General features: G+C 65.8%; 16 protein-coding genes. 8 read left to right on the top strand and 8 right to left on the bottom strand.

Annotation, left to right across the window (positions count from 1 at the left end; all coding sequences use genetic code 11):
- Positions 1 to 111: 111 nt before the first annotated feature.
- The 6 genes from J2T07_RS19060 to J2T07_RS19035 form a co-directional block, all read right to left on the bottom strand.
- Positions 112 to 1,728 carry an NAD+ synthase gene (locus J2T07_RS19060; protein WP_306852414.1) on the bottom strand — a complete coding sequence of 539 codons (1,617 nt, stop codon included), beginning with the start codon at positions 1,726 to 1,728 and terminating at the stop codon, positions 112 to 114.
- A 45-nt stretch (positions 1,729 to 1,773) separates the two neighbouring features.
- Positions 1,774 to 2,811: a serine hydrolase domain-containing protein gene (locus J2T07_RS19055; protein WP_306852410.1), complete on the bottom strand. Its 1,038-nt coding sequence runs from the start codon at positions 2,809 to 2,811 to the stop codon at positions 1,774 to 1,776.
- 2 nt (positions 2,812 to 2,813) lie between these two features.
- Positions 2,814 to 3,539, bottom strand: coding sequence for a M15 family metallopeptidase (locus J2T07_RS19050; protein WP_306852408.1), 726 nt, complete (start codon positions 3,537 to 3,539; stop codon positions 2,814 to 2,816).
- Positions 3,478 to 6,120, bottom strand: coding sequence for a membrane dipeptidase (locus tag J2T07_RS19045; protein ID WP_306852406.1), 2,643 nt, complete (start codon positions 6,118 to 6,120; stop codon positions 3,478 to 3,480). The genes J2T07_RS19050 and J2T07_RS19045 overlap by 62 nt, the downstream gene beginning before the upstream one ends.
- Before the next feature lie 54 nt (positions 6,121 to 6,174).
- On the bottom strand, positions 6,175 to 9,144 hold the full coding sequence (locus J2T07_RS19040) for a TonB-dependent receptor (RefSeq protein WP_306852404.1): 2,970 nt from the start codon (positions 9,142 to 9,144) through the stop codon (positions 6,175 to 6,177).
- A gap of 75 nt (positions 9,145 to 9,219) precedes the next feature.
- On the bottom strand, positions 9,220 to 10,641 hold the full coding sequence (locus tag J2T07_RS19035; RefSeq protein WP_306852440.1) for a transglutaminase-like domain-containing protein: 1,422 nt from the start codon (positions 10,639 to 10,641) through the stop codon (positions 9,220 to 9,222).
- A 274-nt stretch (positions 10,642 to 10,915) separates the two neighbouring features.
- Between J2T07_RS19035 and J2T07_RS19030 the strand changes: the two genes are divergently transcribed.
- The 7 genes from J2T07_RS19030 to J2T07_RS19000 are packed head-to-tail and all read left to right on the top strand — an operon-like array spanning position 10,916 to position 18,569.
- Positions 10,916 to 12,064, top strand: a complete 1,149-nt coding sequence (locus tag J2T07_RS19030) for a DUF819 domain-containing protein (protein WP_306852402.1) — start codon at positions 10,916 to 10,918, stop codon at positions 12,062 to 12,064.
- 14 nt (positions 12,065 to 12,078) lie between these two features.
- Positions 12,079 to 13,473, top strand: a complete 1,395-nt coding sequence (locus tag J2T07_RS19025; protein ID WP_306852400.1) for an SH3 domain-containing protein — start codon at positions 12,079 to 12,081, stop codon at positions 13,471 to 13,473.
- Positions 13,474 to 13,492: 19 nt separating this feature from the next.
- Positions 13,493 to 14,584: a dipeptide epimerase gene (locus J2T07_RS19020; RefSeq protein WP_306852398.1), complete on the top strand. Its 1,092-nt coding sequence runs from the start codon at positions 13,493 to 13,495 to the stop codon at positions 14,582 to 14,584.
- 11 nt (positions 14,585 to 14,595) lie between these two features.
- Positions 14,596 to 15,441 carry a MurR/RpiR family transcriptional regulator gene (locus J2T07_RS19015; RefSeq protein ID WP_306852396.1) on the top strand — a complete coding sequence of 282 codons (846 nt, stop codon included), beginning with the start codon at positions 14,596 to 14,598 and terminating at the stop codon, positions 15,439 to 15,441.
- A gap of 13 nt (positions 15,442 to 15,454) precedes the next feature.
- Entirely contained in the window at positions 15,455 to 16,216 is a 762-nt protein-coding gene (locus tag J2T07_RS19010) for a L,D-transpeptidase family protein (protein WP_306852394.1), read from the top strand.
- Positions 16,213 to 17,448 carry a dicarboxylate/amino acid:cation symporter gene (locus J2T07_RS19005; RefSeq protein WP_306852392.1) on the top strand — a complete coding sequence of 412 codons (1,236 nt, stop codon included), beginning with the start codon at positions 16,213 to 16,215 and terminating at the stop codon, positions 17,446 to 17,448. The genes J2T07_RS19010 and J2T07_RS19005 overlap by 4 nt, the downstream gene beginning before the upstream one ends.
- Positions 17,445 to 18,569, top strand: coding sequence for an NAD(P)/FAD-dependent oxidoreductase (locus tag J2T07_RS19000; protein WP_306852389.1), 1,125 nt, complete (start codon positions 17,445 to 17,447; stop codon positions 18,567 to 18,569). The genes J2T07_RS19005 and J2T07_RS19000 overlap by 4 nt, the downstream gene beginning before the upstream one ends.
- Before the next feature lie 167 nt (positions 18,570 to 18,736).
- Here the strand turns inward: J2T07_RS19000 and sucD are convergent, their stop codons facing one another.
- Positions 18,737 to 19,612, bottom strand: a complete 876-nt coding sequence (gene sucD, locus J2T07_RS18995) for a succinate--CoA ligase subunit alpha (RefSeq protein WP_306852387.1) — start codon at positions 19,610 to 19,612, stop codon at positions 18,737 to 18,739.
- A gap of 14 nt (positions 19,613 to 19,626) precedes the next feature.
- Complete coding sequence (sucC, locus tag J2T07_RS18990; protein ID WP_306852437.1) at positions 19,627 to 20,859, bottom strand: ADP-forming succinate--CoA ligase subunit beta; 1,233 nt, start codon at positions 20,857 to 20,859, stop codon at positions 19,627 to 19,629.
- A 151-nt stretch (positions 20,860 to 21,010) separates the two neighbouring features.
- On the opposite strand from sucC, the gene J2T07_RS18985 reads away from it, so the two are divergent.
- Entirely contained in the window at positions 21,011 to 22,654 is a 1,644-nt protein-coding gene (locus tag J2T07_RS18985) for a sensor histidine kinase (RefSeq protein WP_306852385.1), read from the top strand.
- Positions 22,655 to 22,695 lie beyond the last annotated feature (41 nt).

Below are 22,695 nucleotides of genomic sequence, written 5' to 3'. Positions count from 1 at the left end.
GCCGACCTTGTCGGCGATCCCGCGGCAGCGGGCCAGTTCATCGCAAGCACCCATCGCCGACAAGATCGGCTCCCACAACCGCTGAGTCCACGACAGCGATCGAGATGGGGATCAGCGCCAGCCGGAGGTGATCGGGTAGCGGCGTTCGCGGCCGAAGGCTTTCGTGGTCACGCGGGGTCCCGGCGCCGCCTGGCGGCGCTTGAACTCGTTGATGAAGACCATGCGGATCACCCGGCGTACCGTCGCGTCATCGTGGCCGGCGGCGATGATGTCCTCCGCCGAGGCCTCGCCCTCGATGAAGTGCTCGAGGATGGCATCGAGCTCGTCGTATGGCGGCAGGGAATCCTGGTCGGTCTGCTCGTGGCGCAGTTCGGCGGACGGCGGGCGGTCGATGACCGCCATCGGGATCGCACCGTCGATGGCCGCACGCCAGCGCGAGAGGCTGTAGACGGTGGTCTTGTAGACATCCTTGAGTGGCGCGTAGGCGCCGCACATGTCGCCATAGAGGGTGGCGTAACCGACCGCCATCTCGCTCTTGTTACCCGTGGACAGCAACAGTTTGCCGGTCTTGTTCGACATCGCCATCAGCAGCACGCCGCGCGCACGCGATTGCAGGTTTTCCTCGGTGATGTCCGGCCCGCGCCCTTCGAACACCGGCGCCAACGTGCCGGTGAAGGCCTCGTAGATCCTCTCGATCGGCAACACGTGATACTCGACGCCCAGGTGTTCCGCCTGCGCCTTCGCTTCGCGCAACGACAGGTCCGACGTGTACACCGTGGGCATCATCACGGCCGTGACCTTGTCCTTGCCGAGCGCGTCCACGGCGAGCGCCAGCGTGAGCGCCGAATCGATGCCGCCGGACAGCCCCAGCAGCACGCCGGAAAAGCCGTTCTTGCCGATGTAGTCACGCACGCCACGCACGAGTCCCGCGTACATGATCGCTTCCGGCGAGCGCGTGTCCTGTGCGGGCCAGTCGATCGCGGCGAGACGCTTCGTCCCGGTGTCGTATTCCACCGTGAGCATCATTTCCTCGAACGACGGCGCGCGGGCGACCACTTCGCCGTCGGACTGCACGAGCAAGGAATGGCCATCGAACAGCAGGTCGTCCTGGCCGCCGACCAGGTTCACGTAGGCGATGGGCACCCCGTTTTCCGTGGCCCGCTGGCGCAGCAATTCCTCGCGCGTGGCCGCCTGCCGGCGGTCGTAGGGCGAGGCATTGATCACCAGGATGAGTTCCGCCCCCGCCTGCGCGGCATGGGCGGCGGGTTCGGCCTCCCAGATGTCCTCGCAGATGAGCATGCCCACGCGCACGCCCTCGATCACGAAAACCCGCGTGGCCCGGCCATGCTGGAAATAGCGCTTTTCGTCGAAGACGGTGTAATTGGGCAAGGCCTGCTTGTGGTAGGTCCACTCGACCTTGCCTTCGCGGATCAGCGAGGCCGCGTTGAAGACTTCACCGCGCGTTTCGGGATGGCCCACGACGGCCGAAATACCGCGGATCTCCGGCGCGAGCGCCGCGAGTTCGCGCCCGCAGGCCTGAAGGAAACTCGGGCGCTGGAGCAGGTCTTCGGGTGGGTAGCCGGAGAGGGTCAGTTCGGGAAAGACGACCAGCGAAGCACCGAGGCGATCCCGCGCTTCCTCGGCCAGTGCCTTCACGCGCCGGGCGTTCTGGGCGGTGGCGCCTACCGGGAAGTCGTACTGGGCCAGGGCGAAGCGGAACGTGGACATCGGGGATCCGTGCGGTCGCGGGGGGACTGCCTATGATAGGACATGCTATAGGTAGAGGTTCGCGATGTGCACCGCCGTCTTGTACGGCTCGGGGTCGTTGCGGTTGGTCAGCAGGATCACGGTGAGGTGACTTCTTGGATATCGCACGATCACATTGCGGAAGCCGATGGTCTCGCCCGAATGCCAAAGCGTTTCGCCGGTGATCCGCCAGCCGTAGCCGTACCGCACCATGGGATCGTCGGTGGGTGTCCAGGGCGTGAAGGCGGCCCTGCGCGATGCGTCGCTCAGGAGCCGGTCGTCGTAGAGCGCGGCGTCCCAACGCGCCAGGTCGTCGATGGAGGAATAGATCCCGCCGTCTCCCAGCACCGAACTGGTCATGCTCTGGTCGGTGCGCACCCAATGCCCGCCCTCTTTGCTGTACCCGAAGGCGCGGTGCGCCACGGCCGGCCCTTCCCGCACATAGGCCAGGGTGTTCGTCATGCCCAATGGCAGGAAGATGCGCTCGCGAAGGAAATCCTGGAACGGTTTGCCCGAGGCCTTCTCCACGATCAGCGCGAGCATCGCGTAACCGCCGTTGCTGTATCGGTACGACGTGCCGGGCGTGAAATAGAGATGATCGGTCCTGGCGAGCAGGCCGAGCACGTCCCTGTCGCGCAGCGGCACCCGTGTGTCGGCGGGCATGATGTCCTCGTAATCGATCAGCCCACCCTGGTGGCTCAGCAACTGGCGGATGGTGATCGCATCGGCCGCGGCGGGCAACGTGGGCAGCCAGCGGCGGGCGCGGTCGTCCAGCGATAGCTTGCCATCCTGCGCAAGCAGGAGGATCGCCGCCGCCGTGAACTGCTTGCTCACCGAGGCCAGGCGATAGTTCGTTTGCGGCGAGGCCGGCACGTGGCCTTCCAGGTCGGCGAACCCATAGCCCCTCCGGACGACGGGCACGCCGTCGCGTATCACCAACAGCGAAGCGCCAGGCCCATCGCCGTCGTAACGCTTCATCAATACGTCCAACGCCACGTCACGCGATGGCGACGCGACACACCCGGCGAGGAAGACACAAAGGGCCAGCGATACGGCGAAACGCATGCTCACTCCACGGGAACGTCGTAGATGGTGTCGGCGGACGCGGCGGAAGGCAACGAGTAATGCCACCACTCTTGCGGGTAATTGACGAAACCTTCCGCCGCCATCGCACGCAGCAGGCGCTGGCGGTTCGCACGTTGTTCGGTGGTGATGCCCGGGTAGTCGGTATGCGCACGCGGATCGAAAAAGTCGAAGTCCGTGCCCATGTTCAGCGGCACGCAACGCGTTCCTTCGCATTGCATCAGCGTCAGGTCGACGGTGGCGCCACGGCTATGGCCGGAAACAGGCGCGATGTATTCGCCCAGCAGCTTGTCCTTGCCCAGATTTGGGTAATGCGCGGCCTTCGTCCGTGTATCGCCGGGATCACCCGCCCAGCGCACGAAGGCCGCGACGGCGCGTGCCGGCCGATAGCAGTCCCAGATACGCAGGCGCAGCCCCTCCCCACGCAGATGCATCTCCACCCGTGCCAGCGCCTCGGCGGCGGCCGTGCGCAGGAAACATTTCGGCGACCGGTAGCCATCCACCGGCGCACCGGTGAAGTTGTCGTTTCCCGCGTAATGGATGTCCTCGGCGATATCGGGCACCAACGCGCGTATGTCGGTGAGTCCCGCCTGGTGCGGCGTGCGCGCCGGGGACACCCCCGGCGGCGGGGGCTCGGCGGCGTGCGCGCTAAGGACAAGCACGCACGCGAGTAAAGGCCAGGTCTTCGTAGTCGTTGCTGAAATCGGCATCGGGATCGACCTTGGTCAGGCGCAACTGGTCCGGCGTGGAAAGATCCAGCCATGGCTCGGCGTCCATGCGGGGACTGGTCCACTGTACGAGGTAACGCGTACCCACGCGTTCGAGCATACCGGTCATGACCGGAGAGCGGGCCGCGGCGAAGCGCACGCCCTCTTTGCCGGGGCAGATGCTGACCTCGCCGAACCACGGATCGCGCCAGACACCGAGCAAGCCGCCCACTTCGCCGGTGGAGGCGGTCACGCGCGACGATGTGTCCGGTGCACGCGAAGCGCCCGGGGCGGACGACTCGGCGGCGATGCGGTCGGCGTACTCGCCCACCGTATGCGCTTCACCAGGGGCCGTGAACCGCTTGAGCAAGACCGCGGCCAGTGCATCGCGGGCGTCCTCGCTCCCGCCGTTCATGAGGATCACGAATCCGCTGCGCCGCTCAGGTAAGAGGCTCACCGTCGAATACATGCCGGAGAGCGTCCCCGTGTGCGAAACGCTCCATTGCCCATCCACGTCAGCCAGACGCCAGCCATAGCCGTAGCCATAAAGATGCGTGTCGTTCCAGGCCTTCCGGCGCTTACCCACCGGCATCGGATTCTGGATCGACCAAAGGGGTTCGCGATGCGCGGCGTCCAGCCATGCCCGTTGCGCCGCATCGGGCGTCAGCCAGTTGCCGGCCCAGCGGAGCATGTCGTCGAGGTCGCAGCGCACGCCGCCCGCGGCGGCGGAGGTGATCGCGGGAACCGTCGCCGGATCGCCGTTCACCACTTCGTTACCGTGCTCCCCTTGCCGATGCGGTTGGGCGACATTCCCCACGCCATCGCGCGACCAGCGGCCGACCTGGCAGCGGGAGAGCCCCAGCGGCTCGAATACCTCGCGGCGCAAAAGCGCTTCGTACGGGGCGCCGCCGGCCGCCGCGGCCACCTCGCCCGCCACCACGTAAAGGAGGTTGTCGTAGGCGTAGCGCGAACGGAAGCTGTGTTCCGGCTTCAGGTAGGCGAGGCCGGCCAGGATGTCCTTGCGCGTGAAGTCGTTCGGTTCCGGCCAGAGCATCAGGTCACCCGCGCCTTCGCGCAGGCCGCTGTTGTGGATCAGCAGGTCGCGCACCTGGATTTCGCGGGTGACCCACGGATCGTTCATGCGGAAACCCGGCAGGTACTTCGTCACCGGATCGTCCCAACGCAGCTTGCCTGCCGCGACCAGGCGCGCCAGCAACGCCGTGGTCATGGCCTTGCTGTTCGAGGCGATCTTGAACAGGGTCCGCTCGTCCACCTTGTGGCCCGAACCGGCGACGAGTTCTCCCGCCGTGCGCGTGTAGACCACCGTACCGCCGTCGATCACGCCCACCGCGATGCCGGGAATGCGATAACGCGACATCGCCTCGTCGACGAGCGCGTCGAGTGATCCGGTCGAAACGGCCTCGTCGGCGGCCCAAACGCGCAGCAGGTTGCCACCCCACAGCTTGGCGATGTCTTCTTCGGAGAAACCACGGCGTGCGAGCGCGGTGGTGACGTTATGCGTCTCGGAAGCGTCCATCCACCCGGTGATCTCGCCGCCACCGTCGAAGTCCGAGGCAATGCCCACGTGATCGACGCCCGCCACCTTGACCATGTGCTGGATGTGGTCGAGGAAATCGTCCAGCGTGGCGAGCGGATGCTCACGCTGGATCGCCTTCATGCCCTCGATATACGACGGCAGGTAGTCATGCTTTTCACTGTCGTACTCCTTGTCGCCCGCCTCGCGTGCCACCCGCGTCTGCAAGGCCTTCTCGGCGGCCGCGCGCTCCGGATCCTTCTTCAGGAACTCCTTGTACGCCACGGCCTGGACGACACCGCCCTTCGCGGCGATAGCCCTAAGGAGATCGTCCGGAAGGTTGCGAGGATGGTCGGTGATGGCCCGTGACGACGAATGCGACGCGATGATCGGCGCCTTCGACAGCGCGAGGACGTCGCGCACGCAGGCGTCCGACGCATGCGACACGTCCACCATCATCCCCAGCGCATTGGCCCGCGTCACCACCCGCCGGCCGAAATCGGTCAGGCCGAGGTTGCCGTCCACCTTGTCGCCAAGCTCCTTGCGAGGCAACGAACTGCCGCAGAGATCGTTGTTACCGACGTGCGCCAGCCCGATGTAGCGCGCTCCGCGTGCATAGGCCGCGTCCAGGCGCTTCAGGTCGTGCCCGAGTGAATAGCCGTTCTCGATGCCGATCATGGCCGACAAGCGCCCGGCGGCCTTGTTCGCACGGACATCGGCCGGCGTGCGCGCCGCCCGGATCCACTCGGGATACCGCTTCAGCATGAGGTCGATGGCGTCGTACTTGCGCGCCGCCTGTGCCACCGCCTTCGCGTACCCCGCCGGGGTCAACGGCCCCTGCTCCACATAGATCACGAAGAACGCCGCATTGAGACCGCCACGGCGCATCTTCGGCAGGTCCACCTTGAGCGGGCCGTCCTTGCCGGCGTCGAACTTCGGGTCGTGCATGTACGACAGGGGAATGTCGACGTGCGTGTCCAGGGTAAGCGGATGATCCTGCGCCTGCGCCGCCACGCAGAACAGAAGGGCAAGGGAAAGGGTACGTTTCATCGGTGCCTCCCGAAAAAAGAGGCGCCCCGGCCAAGGGGCGCCTTGCAAGGGACTTTAGAAGTCCAGGGAGACAGTCAGCTGGCCGAACCGGGGCGACTGGAAGCGCTGGGGTTGCAGGTACGTGGGGTTCAGTCCTCCGACCGACGTCTGCAGGTCCTGGTCGACGCCGAGCGTGCGCTGCTGATTGAGCAGGTTGTATACGGCGAACTTCACGCGCAGATTGTTCTTCTCGTCCAGCGGCAGCAGGTAGGTGATGCTGGCGTTGAGATTGAAGGTCCAGGGCGTACGGTCCTCGCCGCGCGGCGAGCGCTGGTACACGCGGTTCTCCGATACCGGGTCGGCGCAGTTCTCCACGCAGATGAAATAGCTGTGGTACACGGTGGCGTCATAAGGGTTGCCCACGCCGTAGCCGGTGATCGGACTGCCCGAGAGAGCGGTGAGGTCGGCGCCCACCTGCCACTGCTTGTTGATCGCGTAGGTGCCGCGGACCTTGAACTGGTGGCGATGATCGTTGGGCAGGTAACCGCCGGACAGGTTCACCCATGGGTCGTCGAAGTTCTCGGTACGGCCCGTGTCGTCGAAGTTGGTATCGGAGTTCACCGGTCCTTCGGCATTGCCCCGGCTCCACGAAAGCACGTACGAGGCGTTGAACATCCACTTTTCGTCCCACGCGCGGTCGACCTGGAACTCCAGCGAGCCGAACGAGCGCCGGGGCTTCTTCCAGCCACGCTGACCGAGGTAGTTGCCGTCGGCGTCGTACATCGCCCAGCCCTGCTTGGACGTGTCGATATCGATGTAGCCATCGGGCGTGCCGTCGCAGTTGATGTCGCCGTACACGGTGAGCTTGCGGCCCGGATTGCCCATCACGTAGCCGATGTAGCCATCGCCCCCGCACTGCGGCGTGGCACTGATCTCCATGTCGTCGATGGCATTGTGCAGCTTCCGGTAGGTACCGCTCACGCCCCACGACCATTTGTCAGTGATCGCCTGCTGGAAGCCGAGGATGGCTTCGTCCTGGTAAACGGAATCCATGTTCTTGTCGACCTCGGCACGCAGGTCGCCCACCGTGCCGTTACCCTGCGAATCGTCCACCGCACCGATCTGCGGACCGAGGATGGGCAACGCGTAGGGCGAGCCATTGCGATCGAGGATCTGGTAACCGTCGAAGGCGTAGTAGGTGCGCTGGTCGAGCAGGCCGCCGGCCTGCTTGATGTTGATCACGTTGGCCACGGGCAGGTAATACCGACCGAGGTTGCCGAAGATCTTGGTCGTGCCGTCGCCCTTCAGATCCCAGGAGAAGCCCAGGCGCGGCGCGATCATATTGTCCATCTTGATGTAGCTGGAACCTTCGCCCGTCTTGTTGTCGAAGGCGTCACGGCGCAGGCCCGCGTTCAGCAGGAAGTCCGGCGTGATGTTCCAGTTGTCCTCGAGATAGAAGGCGTTGTTGGTCGTCTCGAAGGTACCCGCGATCTCGTAGCGGCGCGCACGCACGTAGGCGTTGTAGCCCGCTGGCACCACACCGCCATTCTCGATGGTGGCCCCCGGCGTCGTGGAGTAGATGTTGTAGTAGTACGCGCCCGGGCCGGGGTAATGACGCGAATAGTCGGACGTGTCCACCTCGTGGTCGTAGCCGAAACGGACCAGATGGTCGCCCAGCGTCCATTCGAAGTCGGCGCGGCCCTGCTTGCGCGTATCGTTGCGCTTGATCACCGCGGTGCTGGTGCTACAGCCCAATGGGACGCCCGGCCCCGGCACCGCCGAGACCTTGGCCACCGGGTTGCAGTCGATATCGGACTGGGCGCGGGTGAAATCCTCGCGTTCGTTGCGGCCATACATCAGCTTCATCGAAAGGTTGTCGACGAGGTAGCTGGTGAAGGTGCCGTTCCAGTTGCGGCCGCCGGTGTCGCTGTAGATCTCGTCGTTCTTGTCGCTCTTGGTGTGCGTGGCGAAATCGTAGTTGTAGACGGAGCCGACGTTCTTGTCCTTGTCGGAGAACGCCATGAACTCGAACAGGTTCCTGTCGTTGATGTGCCAGTCGATCTTGGCGCCCCAGAAACCGGAGTCGGTGTCGTTCTGGGTGAGCACGGTGCCGAGGTTGTCGGTGTTCTGCGGCGTATATCCACGCGCCTCGTACATCGCGAAGAAGAACAGCTTGTCCTTCACGATCGGGCCGGACGCGTACACGTTCATCTTCGTACGCGAGTAGTGGTCTTCGGACGAGGTGATGTAGCGCTCGCCGTCCCAGTAGCGGTTCTTCGTCGTCGCCTGCCAGTCACTGGCCTCGAAGGTCATCTCCGCGCCGGCCTTGAACTCGTTCGTGCCCGAGCGGGTCACGGCGTTCACGACGCCGCCGGTGGTGCGGCCGAATTCGACGGAATAACCGCCGGTCTTGACCTGAAATTCCTGGTAGAACGCGAACGGCGCCTCGGAGAAGCCGTTGCGATTGTAGAAGTCGGTGACATTGAGGCCGTTCACGTAGAACGAGTTCTCGGCCACCGACGAACCGCCGAACGAGATGCCGCCAAAGCCGGCGTTACCCTTGTTCACGCCGGGGGCCAGCAAGGCCACCGACTGCACGTTCTGGTCCACGGGCAGGCGGCGGATTTCCTCGCGGCTGATATTCGTCGCGGTCTCGGTCGAGCTGACGTCCACGGCGGAGATGACGACCGGCGCGCTCACCTGCACGCCTTCGAGTTCGGTGGTGCCCGTCGCGCCGCGTTCCACGAGGTTCACCGTGGTGGCGTTACCGAGGCTCACCGTCACGTCCGTGGTGGCCGCCACCGGCTTGCCATCCTTGCTGCTGTCCACCTGGTAATGACCGACCGGCAGGTACGGCAGGCGAAAGTTGCCCGCGTCGTCGGCGGTTACCGTGCGCGTCAGCCCGGTGGCAGGATCGCGCGCGGTAACGGTCGCGCCCGCCTTGGTACGGCCGACGATCGTACCGTCGGTATTCGCGGCGGAGGCGCCGCCGGACATGGCAAGGCCCAGGCCGATCGCCATGCACAAGGCGCCGTGACGCAACATGCGCCGGTTCGTCTTCGTGTCCCCCATCTCCCCACTCCCATAAGATGATGTTTCGGGTTGTCGTGCGTTACCCGGTCAGGGCGCCGTGCCACCGCCCCCGCGCGGTGTATCGACACGGTGCCACCGGAAGTCGTAATCCCACTGGTCGAAATACAGGTTGCCGCCCTTCCACTCGACTTCACCGCGCTGCGAGTCGACCGTCTCCGAACGGAAGAAGGTCTTCGGCGGCGTGAACGGCTGCGTATAGTCGTCGTTGAAGGCGATGCGATAGGCATCCAGGCCGCCGAGGTAGAACCACTCGAGCGCGTCGTCGCCCGGCTTCGCGTCCGCTCCGGCCAGCAGGCGGCCGAAGGTCACGTCCATCGGTACCCATCCATACGGGGCCAGGTACACCTGCCCCCAGTCGTGGATGTTGTTGTACTTCCCGTCGGAGAAGATCCAGCCCGACTGCCAGCGCGCCGGTATCCCGTTGAGGCGCAGCAAGGTCATCAGCAGCAGGGTCTGCTCACCGCAATCGCCGTGACCGGCATGCAGCGTGTAGTCGCCGATGTTCGAAATCGTGGAGTATTCCCGCGCACCCGCCCAGGGAATCGTATCCACGGCGGCGAATAGCTTCCGCGCGATACGGTAGGGATCGGTCTCGTTGCCAACCACGCGCTTCGAATACGCGCGCATGGCGTCGGTGAAGACGATGTGCGGCGCGCGCTCGGCGACATAAGGCGCCAACGCCGGGGTGATCGGCGTCCGCGTCACCTTCGCCGGATCGATGTCGACGTAGCGCGCGTAGAGGGTCACCTCGTAGGTGATCGAGAATTCCGTGGGTTTGCCCGCCTCGGCCTTCTTCTCGAGGTAAGCCGTGCGCTGGAGGCTCGACTCGGGAGCGATAGCGGCCTTGGCCGGTTCGCTGCCGGTGAGCCGGATGTCTTCCTGCTGGCCCGCGATGGCGCGCGGATAGGGAATCCAGGCACGGATCGTTTCGCCCGCGGGCACCGCGCCGGCTTTCACCGTGAGCACCTGGGTGACGCTCTCGCGGCGCGGCAGCACGCTGCTGGCGTGATTGGCCAACGCGGCCGCGCGCACGGCGCGGTGGTGGTCGTTGAGGACTTCGTTCGGGCCGTCGTCGAAGGGCGTCTGTTCCTTGCGCCGCGCGCGCGCCTCGGCGCTGATCCGGAACAGATTTCCTGGCGAACGCTTGAAGTACAACGTCCGGCCGTCGATCACCTGCTTTTCGAGCAGGCCGGCGTCGTCCCACTTCACGAATTCGGCGTCGGTCAGATCGGGGATCTGCTTGCGCAGGCGGGTCTTCACCGCATCGGCGTCGAGGGTGAAATCGAGCAGGATTCGGCGCATGCGTTCGCGCTGGAACAGCAGGGTGTCGCGTTGCGCGGGGGCCAGGCCGGGTTGGGCGAGGGCCTTGGCGATGAGGGCTTCGGCGGTTTTGAAGTGACCGGCGTCTATTTGCCTTGAGGGGGCATCGCCGACAGGGTCGGCTCCCATCTGGGTCGGCGGAGCATCGGGGGCCGGGCGGGCCTCCACCATGGGAATGGAGCCCAGCGAGGCGAGCAGGCACGCCGCCAGCGCCGGGCGAATCATCGCGTTTCGTAGGGCCGCTTTCACCGTTCGGTATCCCCGATGCAACCGTGGTGGGTGGACGTGCGTCAGGGCTGTGTAACATGCTTGCAAAGCGCGGTCAATAATTTATGCTTCAGGCTACTTCGTTAGGAATAGATATTCCTGACGACCGTCGCGACACCACCCGGGGAGGGGACGCGTGATCCAGTCGGTTTGGCCTTACCTGGCCGTGATGCTGCTTGCCGCAGGCTTCTGGCCCGCGATCGAACGGCGTTTCGGCTGGAAGGTATTCGAGATCCTTCCGCCCATCGTCCTCACCTACCTCACCGTGACGGCCTTGTCCGTCGCCGGCTTCTGGACCGCCTCGCCCGAGATCCACGCGGCGCAGAACATGCTCGTCGCCCGGCTGGTGCCGGCCCTGCTCTTCCTGCTGATGATCAACTGCGACCTTCGCGCCATCCTCGCGCTGGGGCCGCGCGTGCTCGGCGTCTTTGTCTGCACCTCGATCAGCCTGTTCATCGCCTTCGTGCTCACCTTCCTGATCTACCGTCGCTGGATGCCGGGGGCCGGATGGATGCCGCTGGCCTCGTTGTCGGGCAGCTGGATGGGCGGCACGGCGAACATGATCGCGGTGAAGCAGGCCATCGGCATGTCGGATACGTCACTGGCGACCACGCTGCTCACCGACGCCCTGTGTTATTCGATGTGGGTGGTGGTGCTGTTCGCGGTGGCACGATTGGCACCCGCCTTCAATCGTTGGACACGGGCACAATCCAGCGCGAGCCTGACCGTGGCGGAGACAGCGGTCCGCGCACCCGCCACGTCCGACAGCGTGTTGCTCTGGCTGGGTCTCGCCCTCCTGGTCTCGGCCGTGTCCGCGGTGCTCGGCGCGAAGCTGCCGGTGGGCAGCATGGTGTCGCCGACGACATGGACGATCCTCATCGCGACGGTGACCGGGCTTCTCGCCGCGCATACGCCGCTAGCCCGTCTGCCCGGCGCGCTGGTTGTCTCGAGTGCGATGCTGATCTCGGTGGTGGCCGTGCTAGCCTCGCAAAGCAGCTTCGCCGGCATAGCCGCCGCCCCCCTCTACTTGCTGGCGGGAGTCACGGTGATCGCGCTGCATGCCGTACTTCTCAGCCTTGCCGCGCGCCTCTTCCACTTCGACCTGTATCTCTGCGGCATTTCCTCGCTGGCCCATATCGGTGGCGTGGCCGCCACCCCGGTACTGGCGGCCACGTATTCGCGGTCGCTGGTGCCGGTGGGCGTCCTGCTCGCCCTGCTCGGTTATATCCTCGGCACTGGCTTCGGTCTCGTCGTCGCCGCGGTGCTCTCGGCGCTGGCTTCCTGACCAAGGATCTCGCTATGAACCTGCTTCGCCCCACCCTGTTCGCCACCCTGCTTGCGTTTGCCGCGGGCGGCGCGTGTGCGGCTCCGCGCGACATGCCGGTACCGCCGTCGGGCATCCCCGGCATCACCGATGCGCAGCTCTCACCGGACTTCTGGGTCGCGCGGCTTCCGGATGCGGACACGCCCGTGCTCGACACCGCCGCCATCGCCGCGATCAACGAGCGCGTGGCGCGGCTGGACCCGTCGATGCACGACATCCGCCACCTCCCGGCCACCTTGCCACGGGAGCAGGTGAAAGGCTGGATCGAGAAGCTGACGTCGCTGCCGAGCAAGCCCTTGTTCGATGTCGAAGGCAAGCCCGTGACTGCCGCGACGATCGACGCCGTGATGGACAACGCCGCGATCGCAGGCATTCCCGCGCAGGTGACGCCGCGCTATGGCATGGCCGTGCGCCGAGGTGCCCTGCGTGGCTATCCGACCGACCTGCGCGTGTTCAGCCATGCCGACGACACCGACATCGACCGCTTCCAGGAAAGCACGCTGTTCCCCGGCGATCCGCTCGTGGTGGTGCATGCGAGCAAGGACGGCAAGTGGGTGTTCGTCGTCAGCCCACGCTACGCGGCGTGGATGCATGCGGAAGACGTGGCCTACGGTGACGCGGCGGCCGTCTTCGCCCACGCCGATGCCACGCCTTACCGGGTCGTCACTGGCGCGAAGCCGCTTACCGTCTACACGCCCGAAGCCCCCTCCGTCTCCGAATTCCAGCTGGACATGGGTACGCGCGTGCCGCTCGACACCTCGGTGCCGGCGGACCAGCCGGTAAACGGACAGAGCCCTTACACGTCCTGGGTATTGAGTCTGCCGGTCCGAGGCATCGATGGAGCGCTCTCGTTCCACCCGGCCCTGCTCCAGCGAAACCAGGATTCCACGGCCGACTATCTGCCATTGACCCGGGCGAACATCATCCGCCAGGCCTTCAAGTTCCTCGGCGAACGCTATGGCTGGGGTCACGCCTATAACGGCCGCGACTGTAGCGGCTTCGTTTCCGACGTGTACCGCAGCATGGGGGTACAGATGCCGCGCAACACGCGCGACCAGAGCATCAGCCCCGGGCTCGCCCACACGGTCTACACCGACAAGGACAGCCACGAGGCACGGGTGAAGGCCGCGAAGGCGCTCGAGGTGGGCGACCTGGTCTACATCCCCGGCCACGTGATGATGGTGATCGGCAAGATCGACGGCGAACCCTATGTCATTCACGATGTCGGCGGCATGAGCTACACGCAGGCCGACGGCAGCTTGCGACACATCAAGCTCAACGAGGTCTCGGTGACACCTCTCCTGCCCATGATGGCCAGCGGCGACAAGACCTTCGTCGACCGCATGACCAGCATCGTCCGCATCCGCTAATTCCGCCAAGCGAGACTCCATGAAGATCACCGACATCCGCTTCGGCATGCTGCGCGTGCCGCTGAAGACCGCCTTCAAGACGGCGCTTCGCACGGTCGACAAGGTCGAAGACATCGTCGTGATGGTGCACACCGACGACGGCCACGTGGGCTATGGCGAAGCGCCGGCCACGGCCGTCATCACCGGCGACACGCACGGCTCCATCATCGATGCCATCCGCCATTACATCGCACCCCGCCTCATCGGTCAGGACATCGCCGACCTCAACCGGATCACCAAGCTGATCCAGGGTACGATGGAGAAGAACACGAGCGCCAAGGCCGCCGTGGAGATCGCCGTCTACGACCTCTGGGGCCAACTGTATGGCGCACCGCTGTACAAGCTGCTCGGCGGTGGCGATCCGGTCATCACCACCGACATCACCATCAGCGTCGACTACATCGACAAGATGGTCGCCGACTCCATCGCCGCGGTGGAGCGGGGGTTCGAGTCGTTGAAGATCAAGGTGGGCAAGGACATCGGCGTGGACATCGAGCGTGTCCGCGCGATCTACGCCGCCGTGGAAGACCGTGCCCTGCTCCGCCTCGACGCGAACCAGGGATGGACCGCCAAGGAAGCGGTCTACGCGCTGCATACACTGGAAGACGCCGGCGTTCGCCTGGAACTGGTCGAGCAACCGGTGAAGGCGCGCGACCTGGAAGGCATGCGCTATGTCACCGAGCGCGTGCACACGCCGATCATGGCCGACGAGAGCGTGTTCGGCCCCGCCGAGGTGATGGATTTGATCCGCATGCGCGCCGCCGACATCATCAACATCAAGCTGATGAAGACCGGCGGCATATCCAACGCCATCCGCATCGCCGACATCGCCGGCCTCTACGGCATCGAGTGCATGATCGGCTGCATGCTGGAGACCAGCATCAGCGTGGCCGCCGCGGTGCATGTGGCGGTGGCCAAGTCCGACGTGATCACCAAGGTGGATCTGGATGGCCCCTCGCTGTGCGCGTACGACCCTGTCGACGGCGGCGTGAACTTCAACGAGTCGGAGATCTCCATCAGCGACGCGCCGGGGCTCGGCATCCGCGAGATCCGCGGCCTCGAGCCGCTCTGAGGGCCGCCGCCATGTCGCCGCTGGTGAAGATCCGTTCCGAACGCGACCGCATGTCGGCGGTGGAGCGGCGTATCGCCGACTTCATCCTCGAGAATGCCCAGCTGCTGCGTGACTATTCCTCCCAGCAGCTGGCCAACGCGCTCGGCATCAGCCAGTCCAGCGTGGTGAAGTTCACCCAGAAGCTCGGCTTCCGTGGCTACCCCGACCTGAAGTACTCCGTCGGCGAGGCCATCGGCCGTACCGACGAAGGCGACGGGGAGGCGGCCCCACTCGCTGAACGCCCGGGCGGCGACCCGCTGGGCGCGGCACTCTGGCAACGCAAGGCGCGTGCCGAGGAGGCGACGCGGCACATCAACAGCCCCGAGACCTTGCATGCGGTGGTCGACGCGATCGATTCGGCGGGCAAGGTCTTCCTCATCGGCCTGGGCGAAGACGACCTGCACGCACGGGGTTTCGCCGTGCGCCTGTCGCTGTTGGGTATCGTGGCCATCCGCCACTTCGATGTAAGCCGCATGGCCGCGCAAGTGGCGATGTCATCACCGGGCGATGTCCTCATCGTGTTTTCCGAACAGGGCAAGCATCCCGCGCTGGCCAAGATCGCCCGCTATTTCCGTGAGCGGCGCGGGCGCGTGGTGACGGTCACGCGGCATACCTCCAATCCCGTGCGGGCGCTCGCCGATATCGCGCTGGCCGTGGCGGCTCACGACGATGCGTCCTACATCCAGTCGCTGATCTATCAATCCACCGTGCAACAGTTGCTCGACACCGTGTTCGTCCACCTGTGCGAGGGTGACGAAGCCCGCCATGCCCGCCTCGTGCAGAACCTCGATCGCATCCAGCAGATGCTCGAACCCTGACCGGACCGCCATCATGCCCTTCTCCCGAACGCTCCCACGCCTGCTCGGCCTCGCCGCCCTTGTCCTCGCCGCATCCAGCACGGCGTTCGAGACACCGGCGGCCTGGTCGGTATCCCGGCAGATGATCGTGGTGACCACCGACGGATGGGATGTCGATCACGGGACGCTCCGCGCGTACGTCCGCGAAGGTACGCGCTGGAAACAGGAAGGGCCGGCCGCCGAGGTGACCATCGGCAAGCGTGGCAGTGCATGGGGCGTCGGGCTCAATCCGCCCGAACGCGATGGACCGGTGAAGAAGGAAGGCGACGGCCGCAGCCCGGCGGGCGTGTTCCGTATCGGCCAGGCCTTCGGTTACGCGGAGACGAATCCCACCGCCCTTCCCTACCGCGGCCTCGGCGTATCCGACTATTGCGTGGATGTGGACAGCTCGCCGTACTACAACCAGCTGGTCGACGCGAGGAAGGTCGGCGAGAAGGCCGTGGCCGGCGCGACCGAGCCGATGCGTCGCGACCTGCACTTCAACGGCGACCACGCGTATCGCATCGGCTTCGTCATCGAGCACAATCCCGACGGGCGCAAGGGCGCGGGAAGTTGCATCTTCGCCCACCTGTGGAAGTCGCCCACGTCGCCGACCGCCGGTTGTACGGCGATGACCGACGAAGCGATGGAACGCTTGCTCGGTTGGCTCGATCCATCGAAGAAGCCAGTCTTCGTGCTGCTGCCGAAGAACGAATATGCGCGCCTGCGCGAAGCCTGGAACCTGCCGGCCCCATGACCGCCACGCAACGCATCCTCCTGGGTCTGGCACTCGGCGCGGCGATCGGCATCGCGCTGGCCTCATGGACTCCCAGCGCCGCGGAACGCGTGGCCGATGCCGTGCAGCCGCTGGGCAAACTGTGGCTGAGCGCCTTGCAGATGACCGTGGTGCCGCTGGTGCTTTCGCTGGTGGTCGTCGGCGCGAACACCGCCACCGATGCCGCGGCATCGGGCCGGGTCGCGCGTCGTGCGATCGTCGTGTTCCTGTTGCTTCTTGCACTCGGCGCCGCGGTGGCGGCCGTCGCGGCGCCGGGGTTGTTCACGCTGTTTCCGCGCAGCGATTCGCTCACCGCCGCACTGCGCACCACCGGCGGACATCTTCCCGTCACGGCGCCGGTCGGCTGGTCCGACTGGTTGTCCGGCATCGTTCCCACCAATGCCGTCATGGCAGCCGCGCAGAGCGCCATGCTGCCACTGGTGGTGTTCGCGATGTTCCTCGGCTTCGCACTCACCCGCATCGCGCCGGAGCGGCGTGCGCTCGCCGTGGAATTCTTCCGTGCCATCGCCGACGCCATGATCGTGGTCGTGCGCTGGGTGCTGCTCGTGGCGCCCCTGGGCGTGTTCGCCCTGATCCTCTCCGTATGCGCGAGGGCCGGGTTGCACATGCTCGGGGCGCTGGGTGTCTATGTCCTTGTCGAATGCATCGTGTACCTCATCGTCACCGTACTGATGCTGGTCGTCGCCCGGGTGTGGGGCCATGAGCCATTCACGCGCTTCGCTTCGGCGATCGCGCCAGCGCAGGTGGTCGCGGCAAGCACTCAGTCATCGCTCGCGTCGCTGCCGGCCATGATCGACAGCGCGGACCGGCGGCTTGCCTATCCGACGGCGGTCACTTCGCTGGTCCTGCCCATGGCGGTATCGCTCTTCCGCCTTACCAGTCCTGTGCAGTACATTGTTTCGGCAAGTTTCATCGCCTGGGCCTTCGGCATCGAACTGGGCATCGTCCAATTGGCTGCGGGCGCGGTCCTCGCCGTGGTCGTCAGTCTCGGTTCGGTCGGGTTGCCGGGCCAGGTCACGTTCATCGCGACCAACGTTCCCGTCGCCCAGGCCATGGGTCTCCCCATCGGACCGCTGGGTATCATGCTCGCGGTGGACACCTTGCCGGATACCCTGGCCACGCTCGGCAACGTCACCGCCGATCTTGCGGCGACCAGCGTCGTCGCCGCGCAATCCCTTAAGGACAAGGCATGAGTGAGAAACATCTTGATGTCATCGTGATCGGCGCCGGCATCGCCGGCGCCTCGGTCGCGTGGTTCCTCGCACCACACGCGCGCGTCATGCTGCTCGAACGCGAATCTTTCGCCGGCTTCCACACCACGGGGCGCTCCGCCGCGCATTTCAGCGAAAGCTACGGGTCGCCGCAGGTACGCGCATTGAGTCGAGCGACGCGCCCCTTCCTCGAACATCCACCCGAAGGATTCGCGACCCATCCCCTTCTTCATCGACGCGGCGCACTCGTGGTGGGCAGCGCGGAACAAGCAGGTCGCGTGCGCGATGAATACGACGCGGTGCGTCGCCATACCCCTTCACTGACACTGCTCGACCGTGAGGCCATCGCGGCGCTCGTACCCGTGCTTCGTCCCGAAGCCGCGGAAATTGCGTTCTTCGAACCCGATTCCGCCGACATCGACGTCAACGAACTACACCAGGGCTTCTTGCGTGGAGCGAAGGCCCGTGGCGTCGCGCTACATCTCGACACCCGCGTCCACGCCCTGCGCCGCGAGGGCGACGAGTGGATCGTCAACGAACACTGGCGCGCCCCGGTGGTGGTGAACGCCGCAGGTGCCTGGGCCGACGCCTTGGCCGAACTGGCCGGTGTGCGTACCATCGGTCTCGAACCGCGCCGGCGGTCCGCCTTCACGTTCGCGGCACCGGAGGACGTCGACACATCCGCGTGGCCCTTCGTCGTCGACATCGACGAAACCTTCTACTTCAAGCCCGATGCGGGCTTGCTACTGGGCTCCGCGGCGAACGCCGATCCCGTCCACCCGCACGACGTGCAACCCGAGGAATACGACATCGCCCTCGGCATCCACCGCATCGAGGAAGCCACGACGATGACGATCCGCCGCCCCGCTCGCACCTGGGCTGGCCTGCGCAGTTTCGTCGCCGACGGCGATCTCGTCGGCGGGTTCGCACCGGACGCGCCCGGGTTTTTCTGGCTCGCTGCGCAAGGCGGCTACGGTATCCAGACCAGCGCGGCCATGGCCGAAGCCTGCGCCTCGATGATCCTCGGCAAACCCATGCCGGATCACCTCGCGCAGGCCGGCATCACGGCCGAGATGCTCGGTCCCAAGAGGCTCCGCAGGTAACCTGGTGGGGTGCTGCAAGTACCCATCGCCGCTGAAGCAGCTCCCACAACGGCAACCGTTCCACCGTGGCGGGAAATCTCACGGGTCCGGTAGCCAATCCCACCGAGCACAAAAAAGCCGCGGCCCGAAGGCCGCGGCTTTTCATCACATACCGAAGTGCGCGACGCTTACTTCTTCATCAGGCCCGCGAGGGTCTTGCCGAGGTCGGCCGGGGACTTGACCGTGGTCACGCCCGCCTTCTCGAGCGCGGCGAACTTCGCCGCCGCCGTGCCCTTGCCGCCGGAGATGATCGCACCGGCGTGGCCCATGCGCTTGCCCGGAGGAGCCGACGCGCCCGCGATGAACGAGACGACCGGCTTCTTCACGTACTGGCCGATGAACTCGGCCGCGTCTTCCTCGGCGCTGCCGCCGATTTCGCCGACCATGATGATGCCTTCGGTCTGCGGATCGTCCTGGAACAGCTTGAGGCAGTCGATGAAGCTCAGGCCATTGATCGGGTCGCCACCGATGCCGATGCAGGTGGACTGGCCGAGGCCTTCGTTCGTGGTCTGGAACACGGCCTCATACGTGAGGGTGCCCGAACGCGAGACGATGCCGACCTTGCCCGGCTTGTGGATGTGACCCGGCATGATGCCGATCTTGCACTCGCCCGGGGTGATGACGCCGGGGCAGTTCGGACCGACCAGGACGACGTCCGGATGCGACTTCAGCACGTTCTTCACGCGCATCATGTCGAGCACCGGGATGCCTTCCGTGATCGCGACGATGACCTTGATGCCACCGGCGATGGCTTCGAGGATCGAGTCGGCGGCGAACGGAGGCGGCACGAAGATCACCGACGCGTCGGCGCCCGTCTGGTCGACGGCGTCACGCACGGTATTGAAGACCGGCTTGCCGATGTGCTCGGAACCGCCCTTGCCCGGGGTCACGCCACCGACGATCTTGGTGCCGTAGTCGATCGCCTGTTCGGCGTGGAAGGTGCCCTGCTGTCCGGTGAAACCCTGGACGAGGACCTTGGTGTTCTTGTTGATCAGGACGCTCATGGGTAATTCGCTCCTCAGGCCGCTGCGGCCACGGCCTTCTGGGCCGCATCGTTGAGATCGTCGGCCGGCGTGATCGCCAGGCCGGAATTGGCCAGCAGTTCACGACCCAGTTCGACATTCGTGCCCTGCAGGCGCACGACCACCGGGATCTTGAGGCCCACTTCCTTCACCGCGGCGATGATGCCTTCGGCGATGAGGTCGCAACGCACGATGCCACCGAAGATGTTGACCAGGATGGCCTTCACCTTGTCGGACGAGAGGATGAGCTTGAACGCCTCGGTGACGCGCTCCTTGGTGGCGCCACCGCCGACGTCGAGGAAGTTGGCCGGCTCGCCGCCCGCCAGCTTGATGACGTCCATCGTGGCCATCGCCAGGCCGGCGCCGTTGACCATGCAGCCGATCGTGCCGTCCATCGTGACGTAGTTGAGGTTGTGCTGGACGGCGGCCGCTTCGGCGGCGTCTTCCTGCGTGAGGTCGCGCATGGCGGCGAGGTCCGCGTGGCGGAACTCGGCGTTGTCGTCGGAGTTGACCTTGCCGTCGAGGGCGGCGAGGTTGCCGTCGGCGAGGATCGCCAGCGGGTTCAGCTCGACGAGGGCGAGGTCCTTCTCGTTGAAGAGCTTGTAGAGGCCCATCATGATCTTGACGAGCTGGCCCACCTGCTTCGGATTCAGGTCCATCTTGAACCCGAGATCGCGGCACTGGTACGGCTGCAGGCCTTCGACGAAGTCCACCACGATGGTGTGGATGTCTTCCGGCGTGTCGTGGGCGACCTGCTCGATGTCGACGCCGCCGTGCTTGGAGGCGATGAACGAGATCGACTTGGTGTCGCGATCGGTGAGGATCGACAGGTACAGTTCCTTCGCGATGTCGGTCGCGTCGGTGACCAGGACCAGGTTCACCGGCAGCGCGCGGCCGGCGGACTGGTAGGTTTCCATGTTCGTGCCGAGCATGCCCTTGGCGGCGGCGCGGACGTCGTCGAGGCTGCGGCAGAACTTCACGCCGCCGGCCTTGCCGCGGCCACCGGCATGGATCTGGGCCTTGACCATCCACTGGGTACCGCCGAGGGCCTTGGCGGCATCGACGGCGGCGTCGGGAGAGTTGGCAATCTTGCCCGGCGGCACGGCGATGCCGTACTTGGCGAACAGTTCTTTAGCCTGGTACTCGTGGAAATTCATTCGATACCTCGAGCGAACGGAGAAAACGTGTGAAAGCGTGCGGGCCGCGGGGTCCGCACGGGGAGGGGGGATGAATCGATTGCGCCAGTTTCACGCAATACGGCCGCGTATTTTCCCGGAAGGCGCCCCGGATGGAAAGGGGCGATGCGGCATTCGCGGGCCCGCCACCCTATACTGACGGCCATCCACGGCCCCGGGGGGCCCACGGCGGAGAAGTATCCAGGTGTCCACGCCCGCGTCGACCATCGCCGTCCGAGCCAGCGCGAACCAGACCACCGCGCGCCACGAACTCTTCTTTTTCAACTACTTCCGACTCGGCCAGGCCGCGGTCTACACCGCGCTGGCGTTCCGACCCGAGCACATGAACTGGCCGGCCCTGCCGGAACCGGTGTTCGCCCGCCTGTTCGCCCTGGCCTACCTGCTTGCCGCCCTGGTGATGGTGGCCCGCACCCGGCAAACCCTCAACCGGCCGGTGCTGATCGTGTCGATCGGCCTCACCCTGGATATCGCCGCGGCCCTGCTGGCCCTGGTGCTGATGCACGACGTGCGCATGGGCGTGGCCATGATGCTGGCCGTGAACATCGCCACCGGCGCCTTGCTGCTGCCGTTCCGCCTGTCGATGTTCTTCGCCGCGCTGGCCACCCTCGGCATGCTCGGACACTCGGTCTTCGACCTGGACTCGGCCGACGGCACCGATCGCGAGATGGTCGAATACGGCCTCTTCGGTGCCGCTTATTTCGCCTGCGCCTCGTTGTGCTACGTGCTGGGCCGCAATATCCGGGCTTCCGAGGCACTGGCCGAGCAGCGCGGCATCGACCTGGCCAACCTGTCCCAGGTCAACGAACTGATCATCCGGCGCATGAAGACCGGCGTGTTGCTGGTGGACGAAAGCAACCGTATCCACCAGCTCAATGAATCGGCCTGGATGCTGATGGGCAATCCTTCCGCGGAGCAGCGCGACCTCGGCAGCCTCGCGCCCGAGCTGTCGCGGCGCCTGTACCACTGGCGCACTTCCGGCAAGCTCGACGAGAGCGCAACGATGCTCGCCGACGGCACCCCGGAAGTGGTGCCGCGCTTCTCGCGCCTGGCGCCGAACGACGACTCGCACGTGCTGATCTTCCTCGACGACACCTCCCTCGTGTCGCGCCGCGCCGAGGAACTCACCCTCAGTTCGCTGGGGCGGTTGTCCGCCTCGATCGCCCACGAGATCCGCAATCCGCTGGCCGCGATCCACTATTCGGCCCAGCTGCTGGCGGAATCCACGGACATGAACGATACCGACCTGCGCATGGTCGAGATCATCAACAACCATTGCTCGCGCCTCAACGAGATCATCGAGAACATCCTGCAACTCTCGCGGCGCGAGCGTTCGCGACCGGAGACCCTCGACCTGGGCAAGTGGGTGCACCACTTCGTCACCGAGTACCGCCAGGGCAACGACCTTGGCTCGGACATCCTGCGCGCGGTGTCCGGCAGCGAGCCGGTTGCCGCCGTGGCCGACCCCCAGCACCTGCAGCAGGTGATCTGGAACCTGGTGCAGAACGCGCTGCGCTATGGCCGCCTGCCCGGCGAGCCGGCGCGGGTGATGCTGGTGGCCCGGCATTCCGAGGCCGGCATCCCCATCCTCGAGGTGATCGACCGCGGCCCGGGCATCCCGCCCAAGGTGGCCGCGCAAATTTTCGAGCCGTTCTTCACCACGCACGAATATGGCACGGGGCTGGGCCTCTACCTCGCCCGGCAGATGGCCGAGGCCAACCAGGCGGCCCTGGAATACGTGCGCGTGGCCGGCGGCGGCAGCTGCTTCCGCATCAGCCTGACGCCGCCCGCACGCACGGCCGTCGCGACTCCCCTGGCGGCACGCGCGTGAACCCCGCCCTTTGCGTATGCCGCCCGGGCGGTTACATTTGG

This window comes from Luteibacter jiangsuensis, assembly GCF_030812295.1.
In the GTDB taxonomy this organism is placed as follows: Bacteria; Pseudomonadota; Gammaproteobacteria; order Xanthomonadales; family Rhodanobacteraceae; genus Luteibacter; species Luteibacter jiangsuensis_A.
This window is presented reverse-complemented; position numbering and strand designations above follow the sequence as displayed.

Bases quoted from the DNA above. Each gene is read 5' to 3' on its own strand.
- J2T07_RS19060 (WP_306852414.1), bottom strand. From the start codon at position 1,728: ATGTCCACGTTCCGCTTCGCCCTGGCCCAGTACGACTTCCCGGTAGGC.
- J2T07_RS19055 (WP_306852410.1), bottom strand. From the start codon at position 2,811: ATGCGTTTCGCCGTATCGCTGGCCCTTTGTGTCTTCCTCGCCGGGTGT.
- J2T07_RS19050 (WP_306852408.1), bottom strand. From the start codon at position 3,539: ATGCCGATTTCAGCAACGACTACGAAGACCTGGCCTTTACTCGCGTGC.
- J2T07_RS19045 (WP_306852406.1), bottom strand. From the start codon at position 6,120: ATGAAACGTACCCTTTCCCTTGCCCTTCTGTTCTGCGTGGCGGCGCAG.
- J2T07_RS19040 (WP_306852404.1), bottom strand. From the start codon at position 9,144: ATGTTGCGTCACGGCGCCTTGTGCATGGCGATCGGCCTGGGCCTTGCC.
- J2T07_RS19035 (WP_306852440.1), bottom strand. From the start codon at position 10,641: ATGGGAGCCGACCCTGTCGGCGATGCCCCCTCAAGGCAAATAGACGCC.
- J2T07_RS19025 (WP_306852400.1), top strand. From the start codon at position 12,079: ATGAACCTGCTTCGCCCCACCCTGTTCGCCACCCTGCTTGCGTTTGCC.
- J2T07_RS19020 (WP_306852398.1), top strand. From the start codon at position 13,493: ATGAAGATCACCGACATCCGCTTCGGCATGCTGCGCGTGCCGCTGAAG.
- J2T07_RS19015 (WP_306852396.1), top strand. From the start codon at position 14,596: ATGTCGCCGCTGGTGAAGATCCGTTCCGAACGCGACCGCATGTCGGCG.
- J2T07_RS19010 (WP_306852394.1), top strand. From the start codon at position 15,455: ATGCCCTTCTCCCGAACGCTCCCACGCCTGCTCGGCCTCGCCGCCCTT.
- J2T07_RS19005 (WP_306852392.1), top strand. From the start codon at position 16,213: ATGACCGCCACGCAACGCATCCTCCTGGGTCTGGCACTCGGCGCGGCG.
- J2T07_RS19000 (WP_306852389.1), top strand. From the start codon at position 17,445: ATGAGTGAGAAACATCTTGATGTCATCGTGATCGGCGCCGGCATCGCC.
- sucD (WP_306852387.1), bottom strand. From the start codon at position 19,612: ATGAGCGTCCTGATCAACAAGAACACCAAGGTCCTCGTCCAGGGTTTC.